Source organism: Mucilaginibacter pineti (genome assembly GCF_900101875.1).
In the GTDB taxonomy this organism is placed as follows: Bacteria; Bacteroidota; Bacteroidia; order Sphingobacteriales; family Sphingobacteriaceae; genus Mucilaginibacter; species Mucilaginibacter pineti.
The window spans coordinates 25682-47208 of sequence record NZ_FNAI01000022.1; the positions used below are offsets into that span (position 1 = coordinate 25682).

A 21527-nucleotide genomic window follows, 5' to 3' on the forward strand; every position below is an offset into this window, starting at 1 on the left:
GTTTGATGGTAAATAACTTAAAAAAACTTTTAGTATTAGCTTTTGCAGCCGCATCGTTTCAGCAGGCCTATGCCCAGCATGATTCGCCGCCGCCCGGTAAGCAGGCAAAACCTGCTGTGGAGGATGAAGAATCGGTATCAACCATATTAACTATTAACGATAAAGAAGGACTTTTTAATTCAACGGCATCGTTTTCTTTCGATGTAAAAAACACTTATAGCACCGGGCAGGAAGGCACGGTATCATACCAACTTACCGACGAAAAAGGCGTTCAGGTAAAAACATTATCAAAGCCTGTAAAAATTGGAGCCAATGGGCATGAGCGTTATGATTTTGAGATTCCGTCGTTAAAAACCGGTTTCTACAAGTTAAATATGATGATCAACGTATCTGATTATGACGATACCACCCGCCGAGCTTTCGGCATTAGGGCCGATCAGATCCAGTCGGCCTATAAAAAGCCTGCCGATTTCGACAGCTTTTGGAAAACCGCCAAGGCCGAGCTTGCTACCGTGAAACCACAATTTAAGGTTACCGAAGTGCCCGAGCAAAATACTGATAACCGCAGGGTATTCCTTATCGAAATGAAATCGTTAGATAACCTTACCATTCGCGGATGGATGACGTTGCCTAAAACGAGCAATAAAAATAAAAAGTTTTCGGTACTGCTGGGTTTGCCCGGTTACCAGGTTGTGCTGAAGCCCATTGTAGGTAAAGATGATGACCTGGCCATTATCACCCTCAATACCCGCGGACAAGGTAACAGCCGCGATGTGATCCATACCGAGCGTGATGCGTTTATCTCTTACAACATTGAGGATAAAAACAAATATGTAATGCGCGGCGTAATTATGGATTGTGTGCGCGCTGTCGATTTTATTTATTCGCGCCCCGAGTTACGGCACGATCAAATCCTGGCTACTGGCGGTAGTATGGGCGGATACCTCGCTATTGCCCTTGCAGGGTTGGATAAGCGTGTTACTATTTGCTCCGCACAAAACCCTATCTTAAGCGATGTACATAATTTGGTTGGCGCTGTTGAGTGGCCTATGAACGATATAAAAAAATACGTATTATCAAAACCCGGCGTAACTTTCGATCAGGTGGTAAACAACATGGAATATTACGATACTAAAAACTTTGCTACCACCATTACTTGCCCAACGCTGCTTGGTTTAGGTTTGCTTGACCCTTACGTACCGCCGGCCAACGGTTATGCGGTTTACAACTCGCTTAATACCGATAAACACGTGATGGTATATAAAGATCTTGCCCACGAGGTAAGCCAAAAATATAAGGACTACGAAGGCAGCTGGATGCGCGATACCTTCGGATTATTTTAACTTCACCTATCAACAACATATGACCCTTAACAGAAACTTACTCAAATACACAATTGCCGCCCTCATACTGCTAACTGTAGCGGCAAATAAAACCTATGCCGATGGTTTCCCGGTAAGGCCGGGCCGGTTTATTTTATCGCCATCGGTAAGTTACTTTTTTGCCAACAAACAATGGGATAGCGTAAGCCACAAAAAATCATTTGATGATAACGGCCGGTTCCATTCATTAAACTATGCCTTTTACGGTGAGTATGGCATAAGCAGAAAGTTCACCGTATCGGCATTATTACCCTATACTATTAATAGTTTTAAAAATGATAGTGGTAAATTCAGTAGTTCGGGTTTGCAAGATATTGAAATAGGATTAAAGTATTACCTCGCCAATATCAACTACAAATATTACTTCAGCATAAAGGCTACAGGTATTATACCTACCTATAAAAACAACCCGAGCCTGGGCTATAGCCAGTACGGTACCGAGCTAAAACTTGCTTTTGCTGGCAGCGGGCACCTGTTTGGCAGGAACAGCTACTTTGTTGCCGAAAACGGTGTGCGTGAATATTTTGGTTACGAATCGGTGTTTCAGGACAGGTATAACCTCACCTATGGCTTAACGTTGGATAAAAATTTCCATGAGCAGGTATCCTTAAGCGTTGGTGGTTTTTATTCAACCAGTTCAAGCAAAGCGTTCAATAACGATCCGCTGATATCGGCCAACCCAAGCACCAATAAAAACTTTGCCTTTAACCAGGTATCGCTTAGCTATGGGCACGCGTTTGCCAAAAACCTGTCGTTGTTTTTAACGGGCGGCAGGTTTATAACTGGTCGTAATACGGCGGTTGGTACCAGCGTTTCGGCATCATTAAATTACCGTATCGATACTAAATAAAACCTATACTTATCCCAATAAACCTGTGAACAAACTTAAACTTATCCTCCCGCTTATTGCCTGTGCCGCGTTAATGGGTATGAACAATACAACCGTAACTGAAAAAGCAAGCGCGTATAAAAGCAGGATAAAGGCCGATGAAGAGATCACTACTGTACTTACCGCAGGTAGTAAAGACGCTATTTTTACCAGCAGGGCCAGTTATAGCTTCAGCATAAAAAACGCTTCAGATGCCGTGCAAACAGGTAAAGTATCCTATGTGGCTACCACGCCGGGAGGCCAGGTGGTGGCTAAGGAAAGCAGGGATGTTAAAGTTTCAAAGAACAGCAGTAGCACCTATGATTTTAGCGTACCGGGGATGAAACCTGGTTTTTATAAAATAAACTTCATGGTGAATGTATCTGATTATGACGATACCACCCGCCGTGTTTTTGGCATCCGGCCAGAAGAGATCAGATCGAACCATAACCGCCCGGCAGATTTTGACAGCTTTTGGCAGTCGAGCAAGGCAGAACTGGCGGCCGTGAAGCCAGAATTTAAAATGACCGAAAAACCCGAACTGGGCAGAGAAGACCGTAAGGTTTATCTCATTGAGATGAAATCTTTAGGAGATATTACCGTGCGCGGCTGGCTTACCATACCTAAAACCAATATTAAAAATAAGAGGTTTACTACGTTTTTGGCCTTACCCGGCTACCAGGTTGATTTGAAACCCATGCTTGGGCAGGATGATGATATTGCCATAATGACGCTGAATGTTCGTGGACAAGGTAATAGCCGTGATGTAATTCACCCCAAAAGGCTGGATTACATAAGCCTTAACGTTGATGATAAAAATAAATACGTTTTACGCGGCGCCATTATGGATTGTGTACGCGCAATGGATTTCATTTACTCGCGGCCCGAACTTGATCCTAACCGTATTGAAGTATCGGGCGGTAGTATGGGTGGTTTCCTGGCTTCAGCACTTGCCGGTTTAGATAGCCGCGCCAAACTCATCTCGGCCCAAAACCCTATCCTAAGCGATATCCGCAACCTCACCGATCAGGATGATTGGCCGATGTACGACCTCCGTAAATACGCCGGTGAAAAAGGAATTAAGTTTGATAAAGTGTTGGATAACCTGGATTACTTCGATATAAAAAACTTCGCGCAAAATATCCAGACACCGATTTTGGTGGGCATAGGTCTGCTTGATCACCTGGCACCGCCAAACAACGAGTACGCTTTTTACAATAACATCCCCAAAAAATACAAAGATATTATGGTGTTTAAAGATCTGGGCCACGAAGTACCCATGACTTACGTACTGGAAGAAGGGCACCGGATGCGTGATGTGTTCGGCTTGTTTTAGTAGTTACTTTCCGGATTTTATCAATACCAGCTCCATTTCACCTAATTGGCTTTCTCTTGTGGCTGCATTTAAAAACGCAGGCTTTAAACGGGTTACCGCATAACGCTGAAAGGTTTTAATAACCTTAACATCCCAGCCTTTATTAATGTAGGTATTAATCACCTCTTTACTGGCATAAAGCAAAGCCGGAGAGGGTAAGGTACCATTACCATCGGGATTGGTATCGATAAGCTTCGAATCAAGATAAAAACCTATATCATCATGAATTGGTCCATCGGCAATGTACACGGGTAGTTTATCCGGGTTGTTTTTGTTGATGTAAAATGCCGCTTCACTGCCAGCCTGGTAACGCACAAGGGCTGGGTAAAAACAAATATTAAGGTAAAAATTCACAAAAAAAGCTACCATTAAAGTTTGGTAAATGGTTTGCTGCATTCCTGTGGATATTTTTTGCGGCAGTACTATCAGCGCCAGTAGTAGTAAAATAAGAATGCCGCCGGTAAGCCAGTTATATGTTTCGGGCCTGAAAAAATACTCAAGCACGCCAACTATAATTACTAAAAGAATAACCACAACAATTTGCGTAATGCGTACCGCTTTAACACTGGCAGGTAATTTCAAATTGTACAGGTATTGCGCAGTAATAATGGCGAAAAATGGAAACACAATGTTGAGGTAATGCGGCAGCTGAAATTTAGATGCCGAGAACAACAGAAAAGTAAGCATCGACCCACCTATACAATACCACTCCTGCGCCTGCACATTTTTAATCCCTTTTTTAACGAACTGAAAAATAGCTGCAAATAGCAATAAAGACCACGGCAAAAATGCCCAAAGGCTGGTATGAATAAAAAAGGTTGGATCGCCGTGGCCTTTGATGGGGCCGGTATTAAAGAAACGCCCAAACTGGCTATCCCAGAAAAAGAATTTTATACCCGATACGCCCGTACGACCAAACACCACCTTTTCGGGGCGAAGATCAAACTGCTGGTATAAACACCAGATCTCGGGCAGGATAAACACAAAGATGAGTACAGCGGCCAGCAGCCACCTCCAGTGGAACAGCTGTTTCCATTGCCGCGTAATAATAAGGTGCCCGATAATGGAACCGCCGATGGTAATGAGGGCAAACATCCCCTTGGTCATTAAAGCGCAGGCGGTAAAAAGGCAGGCCAGCACCAGTTGCAAAAAGCTGTTGCCGGTATAGGTTTTATAAAAGTGATAAACAGCGGCAATAATTAGCCCCGTTAAATAAGGTTCGGCGCGTACATCGTTGTTGGATAGTATAATGTGTTGGGCCGTAAGTAATATCAGCACCGCCCAAAGAGCAATTTGTTTATTGTAAAGGTTTTTGGCGAAATGATAGGTATAAGTCACACCCATCATCATAAACAGGATGCCTGGCAGCTTATATGCCCATGTGCTTATGCCAAAGCATTTGAAAAATAAAGCCGTAACCCAAAACGGGAAGTGAGGTTTATCCAGCCAATCGGTACCCCAGGCAAAAAGATCGGTATAGTTATTACGCAGCACCATTGTTTTGGCTACGTTGGCGTACAGGTTGCCGTCGGGGCCTATTATGGTGGTGAACAGACCGCTAAAGTTTACCAAAACGGCCATCCCGATAAAAAGGTAAAGCCATTTTGTTTGATGAGCGGTATTTGGGTATCCTGGTTCGTGTTGCGTGTATCGGGAGCTCATCTTGCGGGTATCATGTATGCAAATATAAACAGATTTTAGGAGCAAGGATGAAAGGAACAACGAGCAAGGATTTAGGGGACGGTATAAAGAAATGATCTTTCAAATTAAGTCAACTTTTCTGTCTTTGCTCCTTGTTCCCAAAGTTCCTACTCCTCTAAACCTTAACACCAAATTAGTTTAGCATTAATACACAATGTTTACTATTGTGCTGCAATAAACAGGTATTGCCACTTTATTACATAATTCAAATAGTAATTGCCACGCAAACGTTTGTAATTCCCTTGTATTAAAGCAAAATTCCTTATAATTTATACCAAATTTAAACAATGCAAAAATCTACTAAATTAACTTTAGCGGGCCTGTTTTTACTGGCAACATTGAGTGTTAGCGCGCAAACCCGCAGCAAGAAAGCTGTTTTTATTATTGCCGATGGCATACCTGCCGATGTGATCGAGAAACTGAATACGCCCAATCTTAAACTGATAGCCCAGCAGGGTACTTACCTGCGCGCCCATGTTGGCGGCGAAAAAGGCGGGTACTCGCAAACGCCAACCATTTCGGCCAATGGGTATAATAGTTTACTCACTTCTACCTGGGTTAACAAACACAATGTTTGGGGCAACGATATTAAAGCACCCAATTACAATTACTGGAACATATTCCGGATGTTTAAAAATGCCTATCCCAATAAAAAGACAGCCATTTTTTCCAGCTGGACAGATAACCGAACCAAACTTATCGGTGATAAACTGCCTGCTGCTGGCAATATCCACCCGGATTATGCTTATGATGGTTATGAATTGGATACCGTGAAATTTCCGCATGATAAGCTGAGCAATTATATGCACCTGATAGATGAGCAGGTGGTTACTTCGGCCGCTGCCACCATCAAGGATAAAGCGCCCGACTTGTCATGGGTATACCTGGAGTTTACCGATGATATGGGGCACCGGTATGGCGATAGTCCGCAATATTATGACGCCATTGAAAAAATGGATGCGCAGGTTGGCCGGATCTGGCAGGCTATTCAGTATCGGGAGAAAAACTTTAAGGAAGACTGGCTGATATTTATTACTACGGATCATGGTCGTGATGAGCAAACCGGTAGCGGTCACGGTGGTCAAAGCACCCGTCAGCGTTCTACCTGGATGGTTACCAATTATAAACCGCTTAATAATTACGCAAAATATTACACCCCGGGTATTGTGGATATTACCCCATCCATTAATAGTTTTTTAAATGTAAAGTTACCCGCGGCACAACTGCGTGAGGTTGATGGTATATCGCTGATAGGCCAGGTTTCGGTTGCCGAACCGGGTGCTAACTTTGTACAAGGCGCATTAGATGTAAGCTGGAAAGCATTAAACCCGCAAGGCAAAGTAAAGATCTGGGTAGCCGCTACCAATAACTATAAAGAAGGCCAGCCTGATGATTATAAACTATTAGCCGAAGTACCGGTAACTAAAGAGCATGCCTTGATTGATGTTAAAAGCCTGCCATCTAAATTTTATAAAGTTTGTATTGAAGGGGAGTTTAATACGGTGAACAGGTGGGTGGTATTGGAAGAGAAGAAATAGAGAAGAATCAGAACGGATACTAAAAAAAACACCTCATTGCTGTACAAAGCAATGAGGTGTTTTTATTTGAAGGGACGGTCACCCTGAGCTTGTCGAAGGGTTGAGCGCAGAGGCCTTTGTCCGCTATGCTTCAACAGGCTCAGTATGACAGCCAACTTTGCGGGTGCAAACATAGGCCCTGGAATTTGCATTACACACTTACGAAGTTTTTAAAACTTCGTAAGTGTTTCTCTTATCTTAAACCGTTCTTCCCATCAAAGGATCACTAAAGCTGCTTTTGCCGGTTTCCACGCGACCCGCGTAACGTTTCTCGAACGATTGGCTGCCGCTTACTTTTACGCTGAAATCATACCAGCCAAAGCTTTTGCTTAGGTTAAGTACGAGGTTGTTTTGTCCGTTTTTGGCTACCGAAACTTTGTGGTTGTTTGTTTTATAAGAGTTGTCGATTATCTCAACAGTATGTGCCTTATCACCGCCCCAATTAGCCAGTTTAAGGGCTATGTTACCGGTGAGTTTGTTGGAAATGCCGTGCTCATAATCACAAGTAACATCAATATGCGGATCGGCTGTGGTGCCTTTATATTCGCGGAAGAAACCATTAGGGCCGTATACACGCAAATGGTATTCACCGTTCTCAAACTCGTAAATAGGCCAGGTATCTGAAAGACTATCGCCAGCTGTAAGTCCGTATGACCATGTACGTAAAGCCTCCATTTGCTGCGGGTCAGCAATAGTTGCGTATTTACCCGGCGCGTAAACGTTAAAAGGCGAGCCCAGGGCCTTTGCGCCAAATACCTTGTTGGCTGCGGTAAATTTTATTTCGAACGATTTTTTGTCGGCACTTAATTTACCATCGGCATATAATTGATAAGGCAGTGCGCATGACGGCTTGATGCCCGGCTCCTGTTTTGGCATATATGGCGAAGCATGGGGATCTGTATTGATCTGCGCTATCTCGGCATCGGTAAGTAATTTATAGGTTGGTAGCTTTTTGAATAGCGCTTTGTGGATGCTTTCAACAAATTCGTCTTTAGCTACAAACTCGGGGTTAGCAATTTTCTCGTTATTGTAAGGCCTGAAAACTGACGACAGGTCACCACAAATGGTCCGGCGCCAATCGCTGATATTGGTTTCTTCTACTTTTTTGCCCGTTTTTTTACTCAGGAAATGCTCTAAGAATTGCAGGGTAGATGTATGGTCGAACACTTCGGAGTTTACCCAGCCGCCGCGCGTCCATGGCGAGGCGATTACCAGCGGTACGCGGTAACCAAGACCTATGGAACTTTCACGGTCATAAACTTCGGGGAAGTTGTTGCGTGCCTTTTCCTGCTCCAGTGTAACAAAATCTACTTTGGTATCAATACCCTTTGAAACCTTACCGGTACCATCTTTATGCGAATGCGGCGCTACAAAAGGTGGGATGTGATCAAAATAGCCGTCATTTTCGTCATAAGCTAAAATGAAGATGGTTTTTTTCCAAACATCTGGGTTTTGGGTAAGGATATCCATAACCTCAGATACGTACCAGGCTCCAAACCAGGCCGAACTTGGGTGATCGGAAAAATGCTCGGGTGCGGTTACCCATGAAACGGTTGGTAACTGTCCGCTTTTTACATCTTCCCTAAACTGGTGTAAAATATCACCTTTGGGCACTTCCAACTCGCGCGGAGTACCGTTATCGTCGTATTTTAAATTAACAAGTTCGCGGTAATGCGGATCATTGGTGTTGGTGGTAAAGCCTTTCTGGTGCAGGTTTTTTTGACGTTGCGATAATGTTGCAAACTTACCCGGATCAAGGTCTGCCATGTCTTTTTTGATATCTTCCAGATCGCGTTTCTTTTGTTTCAGCGTTTTGTTCAGGTGGTCGATATGCGCATCGCCGGTAGGCAGGGCAGCTATTTGTTTTTCAAGCGCGGTGATCTCCTCTGGCAAAGCGGCCGACCTTTTTTGCAGGTGCTCAATATGCTTATGGTGTAGCTTAATATTATACTGACCAAAAAACTCCAGTGCATTATCCTGGAAGTTTGATAACCATGGATCTTGTTCGCCCTGTAAACCTGTGTCAATTGCTACTTCGTTTTGGTAGTGTTTCCATGAAATGTCATGATCTTCTAAACGCTCGGGAAAGGTGGCCCAGTTAAGGGTACCGTAGTCCATATCATCGTTCCAAACGTGGGCCAGCGAATTTTCATGCTGCTCGGCACGGATGGTACCGCTCCAAAAATACAGCCTGTTGGGGTTAGTACCCGTAAGCGCCGAACAAAAATTTTGGTCGCAAACAGTAAACGCATCAGCAAGGGAATAGTAAAAAGGGATATCCTCGCGGTTATAGTAGCCCATGGTAAGGGGCATGTGGCTGTATTCTTTAATGCCGTTTTGCTTTACATTAAGCCATTGGTCAAACTTGCCATCGTTGCGGGCATTTACCTGGTTGCCCCAGGAGTGTGGTAACGACGACATCCAGGTAGCTTTGCTACCCTTCATGTCTAACCTGAAAGGGGCATAGGTTTCGCCTTTTTTATTTGATTGCAGCCAAACTTTATTTTTATTGGGCAGATCTATAGCGCGTGGGTCATTATAACCGCGCACGCCTTTAAGTGTTCCGTAAGTGTGGTCGAAACTGCGGTTTTCCTGCATCAGGATAACAATATGTTCGGCATCCATATAGGTGCTGCCGGCAGCCGGGTTAATGGCCATTGCCTTTTGGATAGACTCGGGTAAAACACTTGCGAGGCCCGCCGCGCCGGTTAAGAATGCTGCCTTTTTAATAAAATCTCTGCGTGAATCAAGCATAGCTTAGTAGGTAATAATTTTTGAGTATTGGATAGTACAAATTATAAGGAATTTTGCTTTAACACAAGTGAATTACAAACGTTTGCGTGGTAATTGTTACCTGAAAGTACGCCATGAAGCCGTGCTATCTGTGTATTGCAGCGCAATAGTAAGCATTGCGTATTAATGCTAAACTAATTTGGTGTTAAGGTTTTGGGAAGGGGGGATTATGCCATACAAAACTTAGAAATGACAACCTTTTATTTACAATGGTTGTCTTACCCCTCCGATGGATACCTTAATCCAATCAGTGCCCTTGCTTTGTCAATCATATCAATCATCTGTAACGACATTTGGTGACTAACAATAGGGCTTTCAATAGCGCCGGTTTTTATAAGGTTGCAAAAATGATCGATCTCGTAATTTAACCCACCGCTGGTAAAAGGTTCGTCAATTACAATGGTGCGGCCGTCCAGATAATTTATTATTGCTTTTGCGGGGTTCCACCAGTTTTTATGAATAGTTATGTGACCCAGGGTACCGGCTATCAACGCGTCGCCTTTGCCGTGCAAATCAAAACCGGCGTAAAGCTGGGCAAAGCCACCCGCGTGTTTGGTTTGAAATATCGCAAACATATCTATCCCGGTTTCGCCAAAGCGGCCCATTGCCTGCACATCTTGCAGATCGCCAAGCCAGTCGATTGCCAGGTAAGCCTCATAAATGCCTATCTGCATGAGGCTTCCGCCAATAAGATCGAGGTTGTAATTTGGATGATCGGGCGGGCAATCGGCTACCGAGGATCCGGCGCGTAGGTAGCCGATTGGCCCGATTGGATCGTTAATTAAGTGCTCTTTTAAGCGTGTGTATAATGGATAGAAAGGAGGTTTCATGCCTTCCATGAAAAGCAGGTTGGTTTCTTTGGCTACGGCAATAACCTGTATCAGTTCGACTTGATTTACAGTGGCAGGTTTTTCGCAAAGCACGTGTTTACCCGCTTTAAGAGCGGCAATGCTGTAAGCCGCGTGGCTATCGGGTAGGGTAGCTATATAAACCGCGTCAATATCGCAGGCCAGCAATTCATCTATACTTGCGCAGGCCTTGCCTCCGTATTGTTCAACAAAGGCATTAACAGTCACTACCCTGCGCGACCACGAAGCAACCATCTCCGCATCGGGCACTGCCGCAAAGCCTTGCATAAACCTGTGCGCAATGCGCCCGCAACCTATTACACCCCATTTAATCATAGTTCGAAGTCTTGGGTTCCTAAGTCAGGTGTTCTGAGCAGGAAAACCGAGGTTATTAAAAGTAAAAAGTCTTAAATCTGGAAAATATATTCCCCGACTTAAGACTTCAAACTTAATACTTTCGACCTAAAAACTATTGGTACTGAATGTAAATAGGGTAAGGTTTGTATCTTGATAAAACTTCCTCTGGTGTTAACATATGGTGAGGTGCTTTCTTAATATCGTTTTTGTAGAATAATTTAAAGCCTGTAAACTGTACCGGCTCCTGGTTAATAAAGTAGCGGTAAGTACCGGTTTTAAGATCAGGCTCGCCCCAGCCATCCATATCCATAACCAGTTGTACTTCTTTATGCAGTTTGATGTTTTTGTAGTTGGTCACCATTTTTTTGGTGAAACGGTGTACTACCAAAATTTTTGGAGGCAAGCCATTTTTGCGTACAATATTGGCCAGGTAGTTTGATACATAGTTAATATCGGCAGCATCATAAGTGCCTATTTTTTTACCAGGCTTGGTGCCATCTTTCATAGAAAATTCAGGGTCCATACCAAAATGTACCTGCGGCATTTCTAAATATTTCTGGAACAACGGCAGCTCGGCCTGGATGTTACTTAAAGCAACCTGCACATCTAAAAATACAATGGCATGTGCTTTTTTGGCTAATACCAATACACTATCTATCTGTTTAAACGGCATGCGGTAACGGTATTTTCCGTCTTTACCGCCATCGCCCTGGGCAACTACGGCAATGTAGTGCAGGGCAGGCTGTACAGGTGTTTTAGGATCAGCCTTTTCCCAATGTTTTACTTCGCCTTTTAGTTTGGCAAGCATTTCATTTGGCGGTAATTCGCCCAGGATACCCATTTTTTTAGAGTAAAGGTTACCGTAAAAAGCAACAACCCGTTTGTATGGTAAAATGGCGCCGCCTTCTGGGTATGGGGCACCTTTAACAGGCCATCTGCCGGTAGTATCGCCATGGGCGTTAAATTTCATTAGTTCATCATACTTAGCTTTATCAATTGGCGGATAGCCCGATTTTTTAACGCTAAGGGTGTCGGCTTCTTCGGCTTTGGCCGAGTCGGCAGCGGTTTTAGGTTTCTTACTATCTGTTTTTGCAGTACTGCCGCCTTGTGAGCAGCTGGGTAATATTACAAGTGATGATAAGAGCAGGGTGGCAGATAGTAGGACGTGTTTTAATTTCATGTGTAATGATGATCAGTAAATGGCAGGTGTGTGTAAGATGTATCGTAAATATAAACTTATTTTCAGCTACTTATAAAGCAACAAAAGGCGGTTTAGTTTGGCGCAAATATAGATATTGAAAATTAATTACTTTTAACTTTATGAAACTTTCCAAAAACACCAAGTGGAAGTTTGGGACCAGCTGTGGCCTGCAAATAAAGTTCGCCAATTTCCAGATTCTCTGCTTTGGGAAATGCGCTTTTTATAAGATTTTCAATAATTACCGATGAAAATCCCAGCGAGTAAGTGTTCAGGATCAGGAAATGTTCTTCCGGGTCGAGCAGTTGAATTACATCGGCCATCATTTCGTTGATGTTATCTTCCAGTTTCCATTTTTCGCCGTTAGGGCCGTTGCCATAAGCCGGCGGATCAAGAATGATGCCGTTGTATTTTTTACCACGTTTAAGTTCGCGCTTTACAAATTTCAAGGCATCCTCAACCACCCAGCGGATATCCTTTAAACCCGAGATTTCCTGGTTTTCATTTGCCCAGGTAACTACTTGTTTAATAGAATCAACGTGTGTGGTATCGGCACCGGCAGCCTGTGCTATAAGCGAGGCCCCGCCAGTGTAAGCAAATAGGTTAAGTACTTTTGGCTGCGGTGTTTTAAAGTGTTTTATATTTTGGGTGATAAAATCCCAGTTAACAGCCTGCTCGGGGAAAATACCGAGGTGCTTGAACGAGGTTAAACCTAAACGGAACTTTATAGCCGCGTCGTTATTTTTATATTCGATATGCCAGCGGTCGGGAGTTTTTGGATCTTTTTTTACCCAGTCGCCCGCGGTGGCCGAACGGCCTTTGAATTTAATATGGTGTAAGCGCTGCCAATCTGCCTGGGGCAGGCTTTTGCTCCAAACCGCCTGTGGTTCGGGGCGTATGAGTATGGTATTGCCAAAACGCTCCAGCTTTTCAAAATCGCCGCAATCAATCAGCTCGTAATCTTTCCAGTGCGTTGGAGTTAATAGTTGGATCATTTTTTTTTAATGTCCGGAAGTCCGAAAAGTCCGGAAGTCCGTAAGCTTTGGTTAATGGCGCAAAGTTAATTTTTCTTTCGGACTTTCGGACACCCGACTTTCGGACAAAAAATCTACAGCTTACTCTTAGCCGCCTGCATGAATTTACTCGCGAATACAAAGTCGTTAAGTTCCTTGTTATCGGTGTGGGCAATTTCTTTGTTGCTGCCTTCCCACCATTTTTTACCCTGGTGTAAAAACACAATATGATCACCAATGCCCATAACCGAGTTCATATCGTGGGTAACTATAACGGTTGTTATTTTGTATTCGTCGGTGAGTTCGTTTATCAGGTCATCTATGAGGATGGAAGTTTGCGGATCGAGGCCAGAGTTGGGTTCATCAACAAACAGGTATTTGGGTTGCATAGATATGGCGCGGGCAATACCCACGCGTTTTTTCATCCCGCCAGATAGTTCTGAAGGATACAGTTTGTTTTTACCGGTAAGGTTAACGCGTTCCAGGCAAAAGTTTGCACGATCGAGCTTTTCGGATTGCGATTGATTGGTGAACAGGTTAAGCGGAAACAAAATGTTTTCTTCAACCGTCATGGAATCAAACAGGGCCGAGTTTTGGAAAAGCATACCAATTTGCGTACGGATAGGTACGCGCTGGGTAAAATCCATGGTAGTGAAATTTTCATCATCAAAAAAAACCTCGCCTTTGGTTGGTTCATGTAAACCTACAATACATTTAAGTAAGGTTGTTTTACCAGAACCAGAACCGCCTATGATTAAATTGTTTTTACCCGTTTGAAAAGTGGCGCTGATACCTTTAAGTACTTCGTTTTCGCCAAATGTTTTAAAAATATCCTTAATCTCAATCATAACATTATACGGGTAATAACAAGGTCGGCAAATAATATCATCACGCAGCTGTATACAACACCTTTGGTAGCCGACTGGCCCACTTCAAGCGCACCGCCCGAAGTATAAAACCCTTGATAAGCACAAATTGAAGCGATAATAAATCCAAAAACAACAGCTTTAACTAAGGCAACCCTAATGGTAAGTCCGTCGAAACCATCATGTACACCTGCAATGTAATCAGCAGGAGTGATATCGCCAGATGCTAAACAAGCGATGTAACCGCCTGTAATGCCTAAAGTGATAGATACTATGATAAGCAACGGAACCATGGTTACACCGGCAATTATCTTGGGTGCTATGAGATACCCGGGGGCATTTACACCCATGATCTCCAATGCATCTATTTGCTCGGTTACACGCATAGTGCCTATTTGCGACGCAATGCTTGACCCCACACGGCCCGCTAAAACCAGCGAGGATATGGTAGGGCTAAATTCAAGAATGGTTGAATCGCGTGCAATTTTACCCGCAATACTAAGGGGCACCAGCGGGCTTGATAACTGGAAAGCCACCTGTATGGTGGTTGCCGCACCTATAAATACCGATATGATACTGATGATACCCAGCGAGCCGATGCCTACGGATACCATTTCGCGCATAACTTCGGCCCAATAAACCTTAAACTTTTCGGGCCTGCGAAAGCTTAAACTAAGCAGGAGCACATATTTTCCTAAACTATCAAACATTGTTATCTATTAAAAATTGGATAAAATTACATTTTTAAATTAACCTTTACCGATTGCCGTATATTGAATTACCTTTAAAAAACACATTTTTATACGGTACCAATTTATGCATACGAAAATTGGCGCTTAAAAGCTTTATTTTATATCAAAAAAAATCAGCGCTGCTTTATGCCGTGCTGTTTAAAATTTGTTTAACCGAAACACATACACATAAACCATGAAGAACGCTCTTATTACAGGCTCAACAAAAGGTATGGGCAGGGCTATATCAATTTCTCTTGCTAATGAAGGAATAAACGTGGCAATTTGTTCTCGAAATGAAAAAGAATTATTGGATTTTAAAAATGAACTGCAAATCATCAACCCCGATATTGAGGTTTTTGCCATGCAGGCCGATGGAAGCAACAGGGAACAACTGCTAAAATTTGCCACCGCCGCGCAACAGCAACTGGGCTTTATTGATATCGTGGTGAACAACCTGGGCATGTATATTTACTCCAGCATATTGGATGATGAGGCCGGCAGTTTTGAAAAACAACTGAATACCAACCTTATGCCTACTTATGAGCTGTATCGTTTTTTTGGTAAAGCCATGATGGCCGCCCGCACCGGACACTTTTTTAATATATGTTCTGTAGCATCCTTAAACCCCATACCCCAAGCTGGTACTTACAGTGTAACAAAATACGCACTGCTGGGCTTAACCAAGGTAATGCGGCTTGAACTGCAGGAACATGGCGTGAAGGTAACGGCTGTAATTCCCGGATCTACGTTAACGGATTCATGGAAAGATGCCGTGGTAGATAAAAACACCATGGTGCTGCCAGAAGATATAGCATCGGCAATTATCAATATTTACCGAATGAGTCCAGGCGCTAACGTGGATGAGATAATTATTAAACCCGCTCCCGGTCAGGTATAAAAGCATTTGATAATATTAGATAGCCGGCGGTTTTTTACCGGGGATTTTCACCGCCAAAACCCGGCAATTCACCGACTTGTTACCCGTACTAACCTATATTATATAGGTTAGTTTAGCCGTCCGCCGTACTTTTATATCATCAAACAAACACAAACTTGAACGATATCTTAAATAAATTATGGAAAAGAAACTTTACCGCGACGAACACCGAAAAGTTATAGGCGGTGTTTGCGCTGGCCTTGCCGACTACTTTGATGCCGACATTGCCATTATAAGAGCAATATTTTTGATTACGCTTTTTGTAGGAGGCAGCAGCTTTTTGGTTTACCTTGTACTATGGGTAGTATTACCAAAAAAAGGCTACAACTTTTTTAACCCTGGTGTTGATTACCGCGTACCAAATCAAGATCCGTTTAATCCGTTTAGCAGCACGCCGCCTCAGCAACCATTTGGCTTTGACCAGATGCCGCCTAAAAAGAAGTCAAATACCGGCCTTTTTATAGGGGTGATATTAATACTGATAGGTGCATCGTTCCTGCTGCATGAGCTGCGCTTGTTTGCCTTTTTACATTTGGGCAGGTTATGGCCCGCAGTAATAGTATTTGCAGGTTTAGCGCTTATTGTATCGGGCCAAAAGAAAAAGCCATGGGAAGAGGATAACTGGAACGCAGATGCCAGCCAGGCCCCCGCTGCCGATGATACCGTGAAAAAAGAAGCTACTTTTACACAGGATGATAATTTAAAAGATACCACTCCTCCAACTATCTAAGATCATGAGAAACGATAAATTAATCCCCGGAGCCATCCTTGCTTGTATAGGTGCTATACTGTTGCTTAACAACTTTGATGTTATTGATTTTCACTGGATGAACATCTTACACCTTTGGCCTATCTTTTTAATAATGGGCGGTGTTAACCTGGTATTTGCAGGCAATCGGTCGCCGTTGGCAACTATTATAAAACTAAGCGTGGTTGTTGCAGGTTTTGCCTTGCTGGTGTTTGGTAACTTTAGCAATCGTTATAATTTTTGGCCTGGCGTTTACAATTTTCATTACAACAATGATAATGATAACAACAGCGATGATGATAATGACGACAGTGATAGCACAAGCGCCGATAGCAGTGTAGTGAAAATTGAAGGTAGCAGCATGTTTAATAAAGATTATAACGCTACTGATGATAAGCTGGTACGCCTTAACATTAACGGCGGTGGCACAACCTACACCCTTAACGATACCACCAGTAAACTTTTCACCGCATCAACCAAAGAGTTTTATGGCAAATACGAGTTTAACAGCAATAAAGATGATTCTGTTACAGTATTAAACCTGCGCATGAAAAACAATAATAAAGGCTGGCATTTTGATTCGGATGATAACAAATCAAACGAAGCTATTATTAAACTTAACCCTAACCCGGTTTATGAATTTAATGTAGAAACCGGTGCAACAAAATTGGATTTCGACTTGACAAAATTCAAAGTAAAAAATGTAACTTTAAAGGGTGGTGCAGCATCATTCAATGTAAAGCTGGGCAATCCTTTGGTGGCTACCAATGTTGAGATTTCAACAGGAGTGTCTGAAATAAATTTCAGCATACCAAAAGACGCCGCATGTAGCATTCGTACAAATTCGGGCTTGTCATCAAACGAGTTTGAAGGGTTTATTAAAAAAGATAATAACCTTTACCAAACAGCCGGTTTTGATGCAGCAAAAAACAAAATATACATCCACATGAGCGGCGCTGTATCTGATTTTAAAGTGAACAGGTACTAAACATTTACCGGGACAGTACTACCATATATTTATGGCCGCCCCAGGAGTAATCCCGGGGCGGTTTTTTTTGTGGGCTGATTTCATCTGCATATTTAATTCCTCATCTGCATATCTGCACATTTGAAATCTGCACATCTAAAAGTTCTTCCTCACACACCATGTTGTCATACACCGCAGGTTTTGCACGTTGGTGGTTTTTATAGGCTCATAAAGTGTGCCGCCTAATTGGCGGGTATAATTAACTAGTGTTTGCTGGTTCACCAGGAAACGTTCGGAGCCGTCGGGCAGTTGGTATCGGCCGTTGCCATTGCTTTTTACGAGGTTTTCGATACCTATATCAGATGCCAGTCTGGCAAACAGAAAGCCGCCGGGTTTTAACACGCGCCAAAGCGATTGCATCATACTATCGAAATGCTGTTGGTTATGTGCAAAGTGCAATACTGCACTACAAATCACCAAGTCGAAAAAGTTATCCTCGAAAGGCATATCCTCAACCCCGGATATGGAAAAATTGGCTAAACCATTAGCCGGCGCCAGCGTGGTTGATAGTTGTTTAACCGCTTCAACGGCCTCTGCGCTTTGATCTATACCGTGAACTTCAAAACCATTCTGCAAAAAATAAACCAGGTTGCGCCCACCTCCGCAGCCTGCATCCAGTACGGTTCGGCAGCCATTAAAGCGCCCTTTCAGCAATTGATCAAACAGGTAAATGTCAATGTTGCCAAATATTTGCTGAAGGTTATTTTGCATAGAATAATGTTTTTAAAGACCGGACTAATCATGTACGGCAAGCAAGCGGCTCCACTCGGGATGGCGTTTTAAAAAAGCCACAATGTAAACACAAAGCGGAATTATTTTTAAATTATGCTGCTCCAGGTAAATAAATGTTTTTTCAACAAGGGCTGCCGCGATACCATGGCCTTCCATTTCTTGGGGCACTTCCGTGTGTATGAGGTATATCTTATCGCCTTTTTGTTTATAGTCAATAAATGATACTACACCATCGACAGCTAATTCAAAATTATGTGCGTCAATGTTATTTATAAGCGGGATGTCTTCGTATTTCATATTTGTAACTGTAAATATAATCCAATAAAAAAAATTAAACAGTTGCTTTTGCTTTAAGTTACTTCAACTTTTTAAATTATTTTGTTAAATTTAAAAACAACACATAGTTTGTATAAAATAACTTTGTTTGAATTATTCCTGAACTATTACAGGTATTGGTCAAATAAATAGGTTGATCTTACGTTTATAAGGCTGTAAGTTGGTTAAGTATCTGATTTTAACTTAGTTGTTTGTGTTTTTAATTTTAATTAATTTTGACTTGTGCATCTATTTGTATAGAATTACAGTAGAAACGCCCCTTGTTTCATCCTATAATGAAAACTATTGAGTATCAATTTAAGCGCATTTTAATAAAAGCATTGCTTTTGTTTTGTGTTACCGGTGCTACCGCGCAGGTAAAGCAACAGCAGGTATATGCCGGGCTTAAAAAGAAACCCATAGGTATGCATGCGAAACAAAAAATTACAGCTCCTGTGAGCAATCAGTATAAAGATTTTATGCAATTGGTAACGCGGGCTGGTGCGGTTTTCAGCCCTCCCAAGGGCTTCAGTGAGATTTCGGCTATGAACGATGAAGATTTTTCATATGATTACGCCATGGAAATTCCCGATAAGGATTTTGAAGTATGGTTCCAGGTAAAATCGCAAAAGGAAAATTACGCCAGTTATGAGGCCTCCAAGGACGATAATATCCGTAAAGTAGCCAATCCCGATTCGTTATACATAGAAATGGGCAAGGCCCAGGCCACTGCATTTGCCGGCGATCCCAATTTTTTTATCCGCACCATACCCGCAAATGTACTGTCCCGTTACAATGCTGATGCGGGCAGGTCATATTTACTTAACCTGGTAGATATGCCATCAACAAAACATTATAAGTATGCTTTGCTGCTTACCTTGCAACGCAACCATACCGGTACCATCATGGTAGTTTACTTCACTAACGAAAAAGATCCCGAATTTTTCAAAAACATCGATAAGGCCAGTAACTGCCTCAAGTTTAAATGATAATGCTCAAATGTTAATAAGTTGACAGTTTTGAACCAAAAGTTCAATGCCGAAAGTATATTTTTGCAATTAGGTGCAGTACTGCGCCCGTTTTAAAAAATCTACTTTATAAATGGCAGAACCAGTTAATTATAGTGAAGATAGCATCCGCTCGCTCGATTGGAAAGAGCACATCCGTTTACGCCCCGGTATGTACATTGGTAAGCTGGGCGATGGCTCGGCTTATGACGATGGCGTTTATGTATTGCTAAAGGAGATCATTGACAACTCTATAGATGAGTTTGTGATGGGCAGCGGCCGTACCATTGAGGTAAGCATGAGCGATCATAAGGTTTCTGTACGTGATTACGGTCGTGGTATTCCCTTGGGTAAAGTGATAGATTGCGTATCTAAGATAAATACCGGTGGTAAGTACGATAGTAAAGCCTTCCAAAAATCGGTAGGGTTAAATGGTGTGGGTACCAAGGCGGTAAACGCGCTGTCGAACAATTTCATCGTACAATCATACCGCGACGGCCGCACTAAACTGGCCGAATTTGCCAAAGGAGAACTGATACGTGATGAAGCCGAAAAGGAAACTACCCAACGCAATGGCACTGCTATAAACTTTATACCGGATGATACCATTTTCAGGCACTACAGGTTTATCCCCGAGTTTGTAGAGAGCATGATATGGAACTATGTGTTCCTTAATTCGGGCCTTACGCTAAACTTTAACGGTCAAAAATATTTTTCGGAACGCGGGCTTTATGACCTGCTTACCCGCAATACCGATGTGGAAACCCTGCGTTACCCCATCATCCACCTAAAAGGCGAGGATATTGAAATAGCCCTTACCCACGGGCAGGCTTACGGCGAGGAATATTATTCCTTCGTAAACGGACAAAATACTACGCAGGGCGGTACACACCAGGCTGCCTTTCGCGAGGCAGTGGTAAAAACGGTGCGCGAGTTTTACAAAAAAGAATTTGACGCAGCCGATATCCGTGCATCTATTGTGGCTGCCATTGCTATAAAGGTACAGGAGCCGGTATTTGAATCGCAAACCAAAACCAAGCTGGGTTCGCAAAATATTGGACCGGATGGGCCATCAGTTCGTGGTTTTATCAACGATTTCCTAAAAAAAGAACTGGATAATTACCTGCATAAAAATACCGCCGTTGCAGATGCGCTGCTAAAACGCATTTTGCAATCGGAACGGGAGCGTAAGGATATTGCCGGTATCAAAAAACTGGCTAATGAGCGCGCCAAAAAAGCATCGTTACATAACCGTAAACTGCGCGATTGTAAGCTGCATTTTGAAGATACGCACGAGCGCCGCCAGGATACTACCTTATTTATTACCGAGGGCGATTCGGCCTCGGGTTCCATCACCAAATCTCGCGATGTGCAAACCCAGGCCGTGTTTAGCTTAAAAGGAAAGCCGCTTAACTGCTACGGACTAACCAAAAAAGTGGTTTACGAAAACGAAGAATTTAACCTGTTGCAGCACGCCCTTAACATTGAGGATGGCCTTGATGCACTGCGTTATAACAACATTGTGATAGCTACCGATGCCGATGTGGACGGTATGCACATCCGCCTGTTGCTGATGACCTTCTTTTTACAATTTTTCCCCGACCTGGTGAAGGCCGGTCACGTATTTATTTTGCAAACGCCGCTGTTCAGGGTGCGTAATAAAAAGGAAACCATTTATTGCTACAGCGACGAAGAGCGCCGCAACGCGATAGCCAAATTAGGCAACAAGCCCGAAATAACCCGCTTTAAAGGGCTGGGTGAAATTTCGCCCGATGAGTTTGGCTTATTTATAGGCAAAGATATTCGCCTTGATCCGGTGATATTGAAGGACGCCAACATAAAAGGTCTGCTTGAATATTTCATGGGCAAAAATACCCCAGCCCGTCAAATGCACATTGTAAACAACCTGCGTGTTGAAAAAGATGATGAAAGCATTAACCCGCTGATTGCCGAAGAGGTGGATGGTGTAGCGTTGCCGGTAGCGGTGTAAAAGAGATTATTGGACTGTGGGACTATTTTGACTATGGGATTTTTGATAAATAGAAATTA

General features: G+C 43.0%; 18 protein-coding genes. 9 read left to right on the forward strand and 9 right to left on the reverse strand.

Going from position 1 to position 21527, the window contains the following annotated elements; all coding sequences use genetic code 11:
• The first annotated feature begins 5 nt into the window (after positions 1-5).
• From BLS59_RS28915 to BLS59_RS28925, 3 genes are read left to right on the forward strand one after another with little or no spacing between them, the layout of a single operon-like run.
• A complete protein-coding gene (locus BLS59_RS28915) occupies positions 6-1343 on the forward strand; it encodes an acetylxylan esterase (protein WP_162842805.1) in 1338 nt (445 codons plus the stop codon).
• A 19-nt stretch (positions 1344-1362) separates the two neighbouring features.
• The gene (locus BLS59_RS28920) at positions 1363-2232 is read left to right on the forward strand and encodes a hypothetical protein (protein ID WP_091156737.1); all 870 of its coding nucleotides are present in this window, start codon (positions 1363-1365) and stop codon (positions 2230-2232) included.
• Positions 2233-2257: 25 nt separating this feature from the next.
• Entirely contained in the window at positions 2258-3586 is a 1329-nt protein-coding gene (locus BLS59_RS28925; protein ID WP_143014271.1) for an acetylxylan esterase, read from the forward strand.
• Positions 3587-3589: 3 nt separating this feature from the next.
• Here BLS59_RS28925 and BLS59_RS28930 read toward each other — a convergent pair whose 3' ends face one another.
• Positions 3590-5287 carry an ArnT family glycosyltransferase gene (locus BLS59_RS28930; protein WP_091156744.1) on the reverse strand — a complete coding sequence of 566 codons (1698 nt, stop codon included), beginning with the start codon at positions 5285-5287 and terminating at the stop codon, positions 3590-3592.
• A gap of 326 nt (positions 5288-5613) precedes the next feature.
• Here BLS59_RS28930 and BLS59_RS28935 point away from each other — a divergent pair, with 326 nt between their 5' ends.
• Complete coding sequence (locus tag BLS59_RS28935) at positions 5614-6864, forward strand: alkaline phosphatase family protein (protein ID WP_091156748.1); 1251 nt, start codon at positions 5614-5616, stop codon at positions 6862-6864.
• A 237-nt stretch (positions 6865-7101) separates the two neighbouring features.
• Here the strand turns inward: BLS59_RS28935 and BLS59_RS28940 are convergent, their stop codons facing one another.
• The 6 genes from BLS59_RS28940 to BLS59_RS28965 form a co-directional block, all read right to left on the reverse strand.
• Positions 7102-9657, reverse strand: a complete 2556-nt coding sequence (locus BLS59_RS28940) for a phosphocholine-specific phospholipase C (RefSeq protein ID WP_091156752.1) — start codon at positions 9655-9657, stop codon at positions 7102-7104.
• A gap of 257 nt (positions 9658-9914) precedes the next feature.
• Positions 9915-10880 carry a Gfo/Idh/MocA family protein gene (locus BLS59_RS28945; protein WP_091156755.1) on the reverse strand — a complete coding sequence of 322 codons (966 nt, stop codon included), beginning with the start codon at positions 10878-10880 and terminating at the stop codon, positions 9915-9917.
• Positions 10881-11013: 133 nt separating this feature from the next.
• Positions 11014-12081 carry a hypothetical protein gene (locus BLS59_RS28950; protein WP_091156758.1) on the reverse strand — a complete coding sequence of 356 codons (1068 nt, stop codon included), beginning with the start codon at positions 12079-12081 and terminating at the stop codon, positions 11014-11016.
• A 122-nt stretch (positions 12082-12203) separates the two neighbouring features.
• Positions 12204-13094 carry a class I SAM-dependent methyltransferase gene (locus BLS59_RS28955; protein ID WP_091156761.1) on the reverse strand — a complete coding sequence of 297 codons (891 nt, stop codon included), beginning with the start codon at positions 13092-13094 and terminating at the stop codon, positions 12204-12206.
• Positions 13095-13207: 113 nt separating this feature from the next.
• A complete protein-coding gene (locus tag BLS59_RS28960; protein ID WP_091156764.1) occupies positions 13208-13960 on the reverse strand; it encodes an ABC transporter ATP-binding protein in 753 nt (250 codons plus the stop codon).
• Positions 13957-14688, reverse strand: coding sequence for an MlaE family ABC transporter permease (locus BLS59_RS28965; protein WP_091156767.1), 732 nt, complete (start codon positions 14686-14688; stop codon positions 13957-13959). Before BLS59_RS28965 ends, BLS59_RS28960 begins: the two co-directional genes overlap by 4 nt.
• 217 nt (positions 14689-14905) lie before the next feature.
• Between BLS59_RS28965 and BLS59_RS28970 the strand changes: the two genes are divergently transcribed.
• From BLS59_RS28970 to BLS59_RS28980, 3 genes are all read left to right on the forward strand, one after another.
• The gene (locus BLS59_RS28970) at positions 14906-15610 is read left to right on the forward strand and encodes an SDR family oxidoreductase (protein WP_091156771.1); all 705 of its coding nucleotides are present in this window, start codon (positions 14906-14908) and stop codon (positions 15608-15610) included.
• Between the two features lie 178 nt (positions 15611-15788).
• On the forward strand, positions 15789-16379 hold the full coding sequence (locus BLS59_RS28975; protein ID WP_091156773.1) for a PspC domain-containing protein: 591 nt from the start codon (positions 15789-15791) through the stop codon (positions 16377-16379).
• 4 nt (positions 16380-16383) lie between these two features.
• The gene (locus BLS59_RS28980) at positions 16384-17385 is read left to right on the forward strand and encodes a LiaI-LiaF-like domain-containing protein (protein ID WP_091156776.1); all 1002 of its coding nucleotides are present in this window, start codon (positions 16384-16386) and stop codon (positions 17383-17385) included.
• A 135-nt stretch (positions 17386-17520) separates the two neighbouring features.
• On the opposite strand, the gene BLS59_RS28985 is transcribed toward BLS59_RS28980, so the two are convergent.
• On the reverse strand, positions 17521-18135 hold the full coding sequence (locus BLS59_RS28985) for a class I SAM-dependent methyltransferase (RefSeq protein ID WP_091156780.1): 615 nt from the start codon (positions 18133-18135) through the stop codon (positions 17521-17523).
• A 24-nt stretch (positions 18136-18159) separates the two neighbouring features.
• Entirely contained in the window at positions 18160-18453 is a 294-nt protein-coding gene (locus BLS59_RS28990; protein ID WP_091156784.1) for a GNAT family N-acetyltransferase, read from the reverse strand.
• Between the two features lie 314 nt (positions 18454-18767).
• Between BLS59_RS28990 and BLS59_RS28995 the strand changes: the two genes are divergently transcribed.
• Both BLS59_RS28995 and BLS59_RS29000 read left to right on the forward strand, forming a co-directional pair.
• Positions 18768-19460, forward strand: a complete 693-nt coding sequence (locus BLS59_RS28995; protein ID WP_091156787.1) for a hypothetical protein — start codon at positions 18768-18770, stop codon at positions 19458-19460.
• A gap of 112 nt (positions 19461-19572) precedes the next feature.
• A complete protein-coding gene (locus tag BLS59_RS29000) occupies positions 19573-21468 on the forward strand; it encodes a DNA topoisomerase IV subunit B (RefSeq protein ID WP_091156790.1) in 1896 nt (631 codons plus the stop codon).
• Positions 21469-21527 lie beyond the last annotated feature (59 nt).

Excerpts from the sequence above, each read along its gene's own strand:
- BLS59_RS28960 (WP_091156764.1), bottom strand. The coding sequence starts at position 13,960 with ATGATTGAGATTAAGGATATTTTTAAAACATTTGGCGAAAACGAAGTA.
- BLS59_RS28915 (WP_162842805.1), top strand. The coding sequence starts at position 6 with ATGGTAAATAACTTAAAAAAACTTTTAGTATTAGCTTTTGCAGCCGCA.
- BLS59_RS28930 (WP_091156744.1), bottom strand. The coding sequence starts at position 5,287 with ATGAGCTCCCGATACACGCAACACGAACCAGGATACCCAAATACCGCT.
- BLS59_RS28995 (WP_091156787.1), top strand. The coding sequence starts at position 18,768 with ATGAAAACTATTGAGTATCAATTTAAGCGCATTTTAATAAAAGCATTG.
- BLS59_RS28980 (WP_091156776.1), top strand. The coding sequence starts at position 16,384 with ATGAGAAACGATAAATTAATCCCCGGAGCCATCCTTGCTTGTATAGGT.
- BLS59_RS28955 (WP_091156761.1), bottom strand. The coding sequence starts at position 13,094 with ATGATCCAACTATTAACTCCAACGCACTGGAAAGATTACGAGCTGATT.
- BLS59_RS28970 (WP_091156771.1), top strand. The coding sequence starts at position 14,906 with ATGAAGAACGCTCTTATTACAGGCTCAACAAAAGGTATGGGCAGGGCT.
- BLS59_RS28990 (WP_091156784.1), bottom strand. The coding sequence starts at position 18,453 with ATGAAATACGAAGACATCCCGCTTATAAATAACATTGACGCACATAAT.
- BLS59_RS28950 (WP_091156758.1), bottom strand. The coding sequence starts at position 12,081 with ATGAAATTAAAACACGTCCTACTATCTGCCACCCTGCTCTTATCATCA.
- BLS59_RS28985 (WP_091156780.1), bottom strand. The coding sequence starts at position 18,135 with ATGCAAAATAACCTTCAGCAAATATTTGGCAACATTGACATTTACCTG.
- BLS59_RS28940 (WP_091156752.1), bottom strand. The coding sequence starts at position 9,657 with ATGCTTGATTCACGCAGAGATTTTATTAAAAAGGCAGCATTCTTAACC.
- BLS59_RS29000 (WP_091156790.1), top strand. The coding sequence starts at position 19,573 with ATGGCAGAACCAGTTAATTATAGTGAAGATAGCATCCGCTCGCTCGAT.
- BLS59_RS28945 (WP_091156755.1), bottom strand. The coding sequence starts at position 10,880 with ATGATTAAATGGGGTGTAATAGGTTGCGGGCGCATTGCGCACAGGTTT.
- BLS59_RS28920 (WP_091156737.1), top strand. The coding sequence starts at position 1,363 with ATGACCCTTAACAGAAACTTACTCAAATACACAATTGCCGCCCTCATA.
- BLS59_RS28935 (WP_091156748.1), top strand. The coding sequence starts at position 5,614 with ATGCAAAAATCTACTAAATTAACTTTAGCGGGCCTGTTTTTACTGGCA.
- BLS59_RS28975 (WP_091156773.1), top strand. The coding sequence starts at position 15,789 with ATGGAAAAGAAACTTTACCGCGACGAACACCGAAAAGTTATAGGCGGT.
- BLS59_RS28965 (WP_091156767.1), bottom strand. The coding sequence starts at position 14,688 with ATGTTTGATAGTTTAGGAAAATATGTGCTCCTGCTTAGTTTAAGCTTT.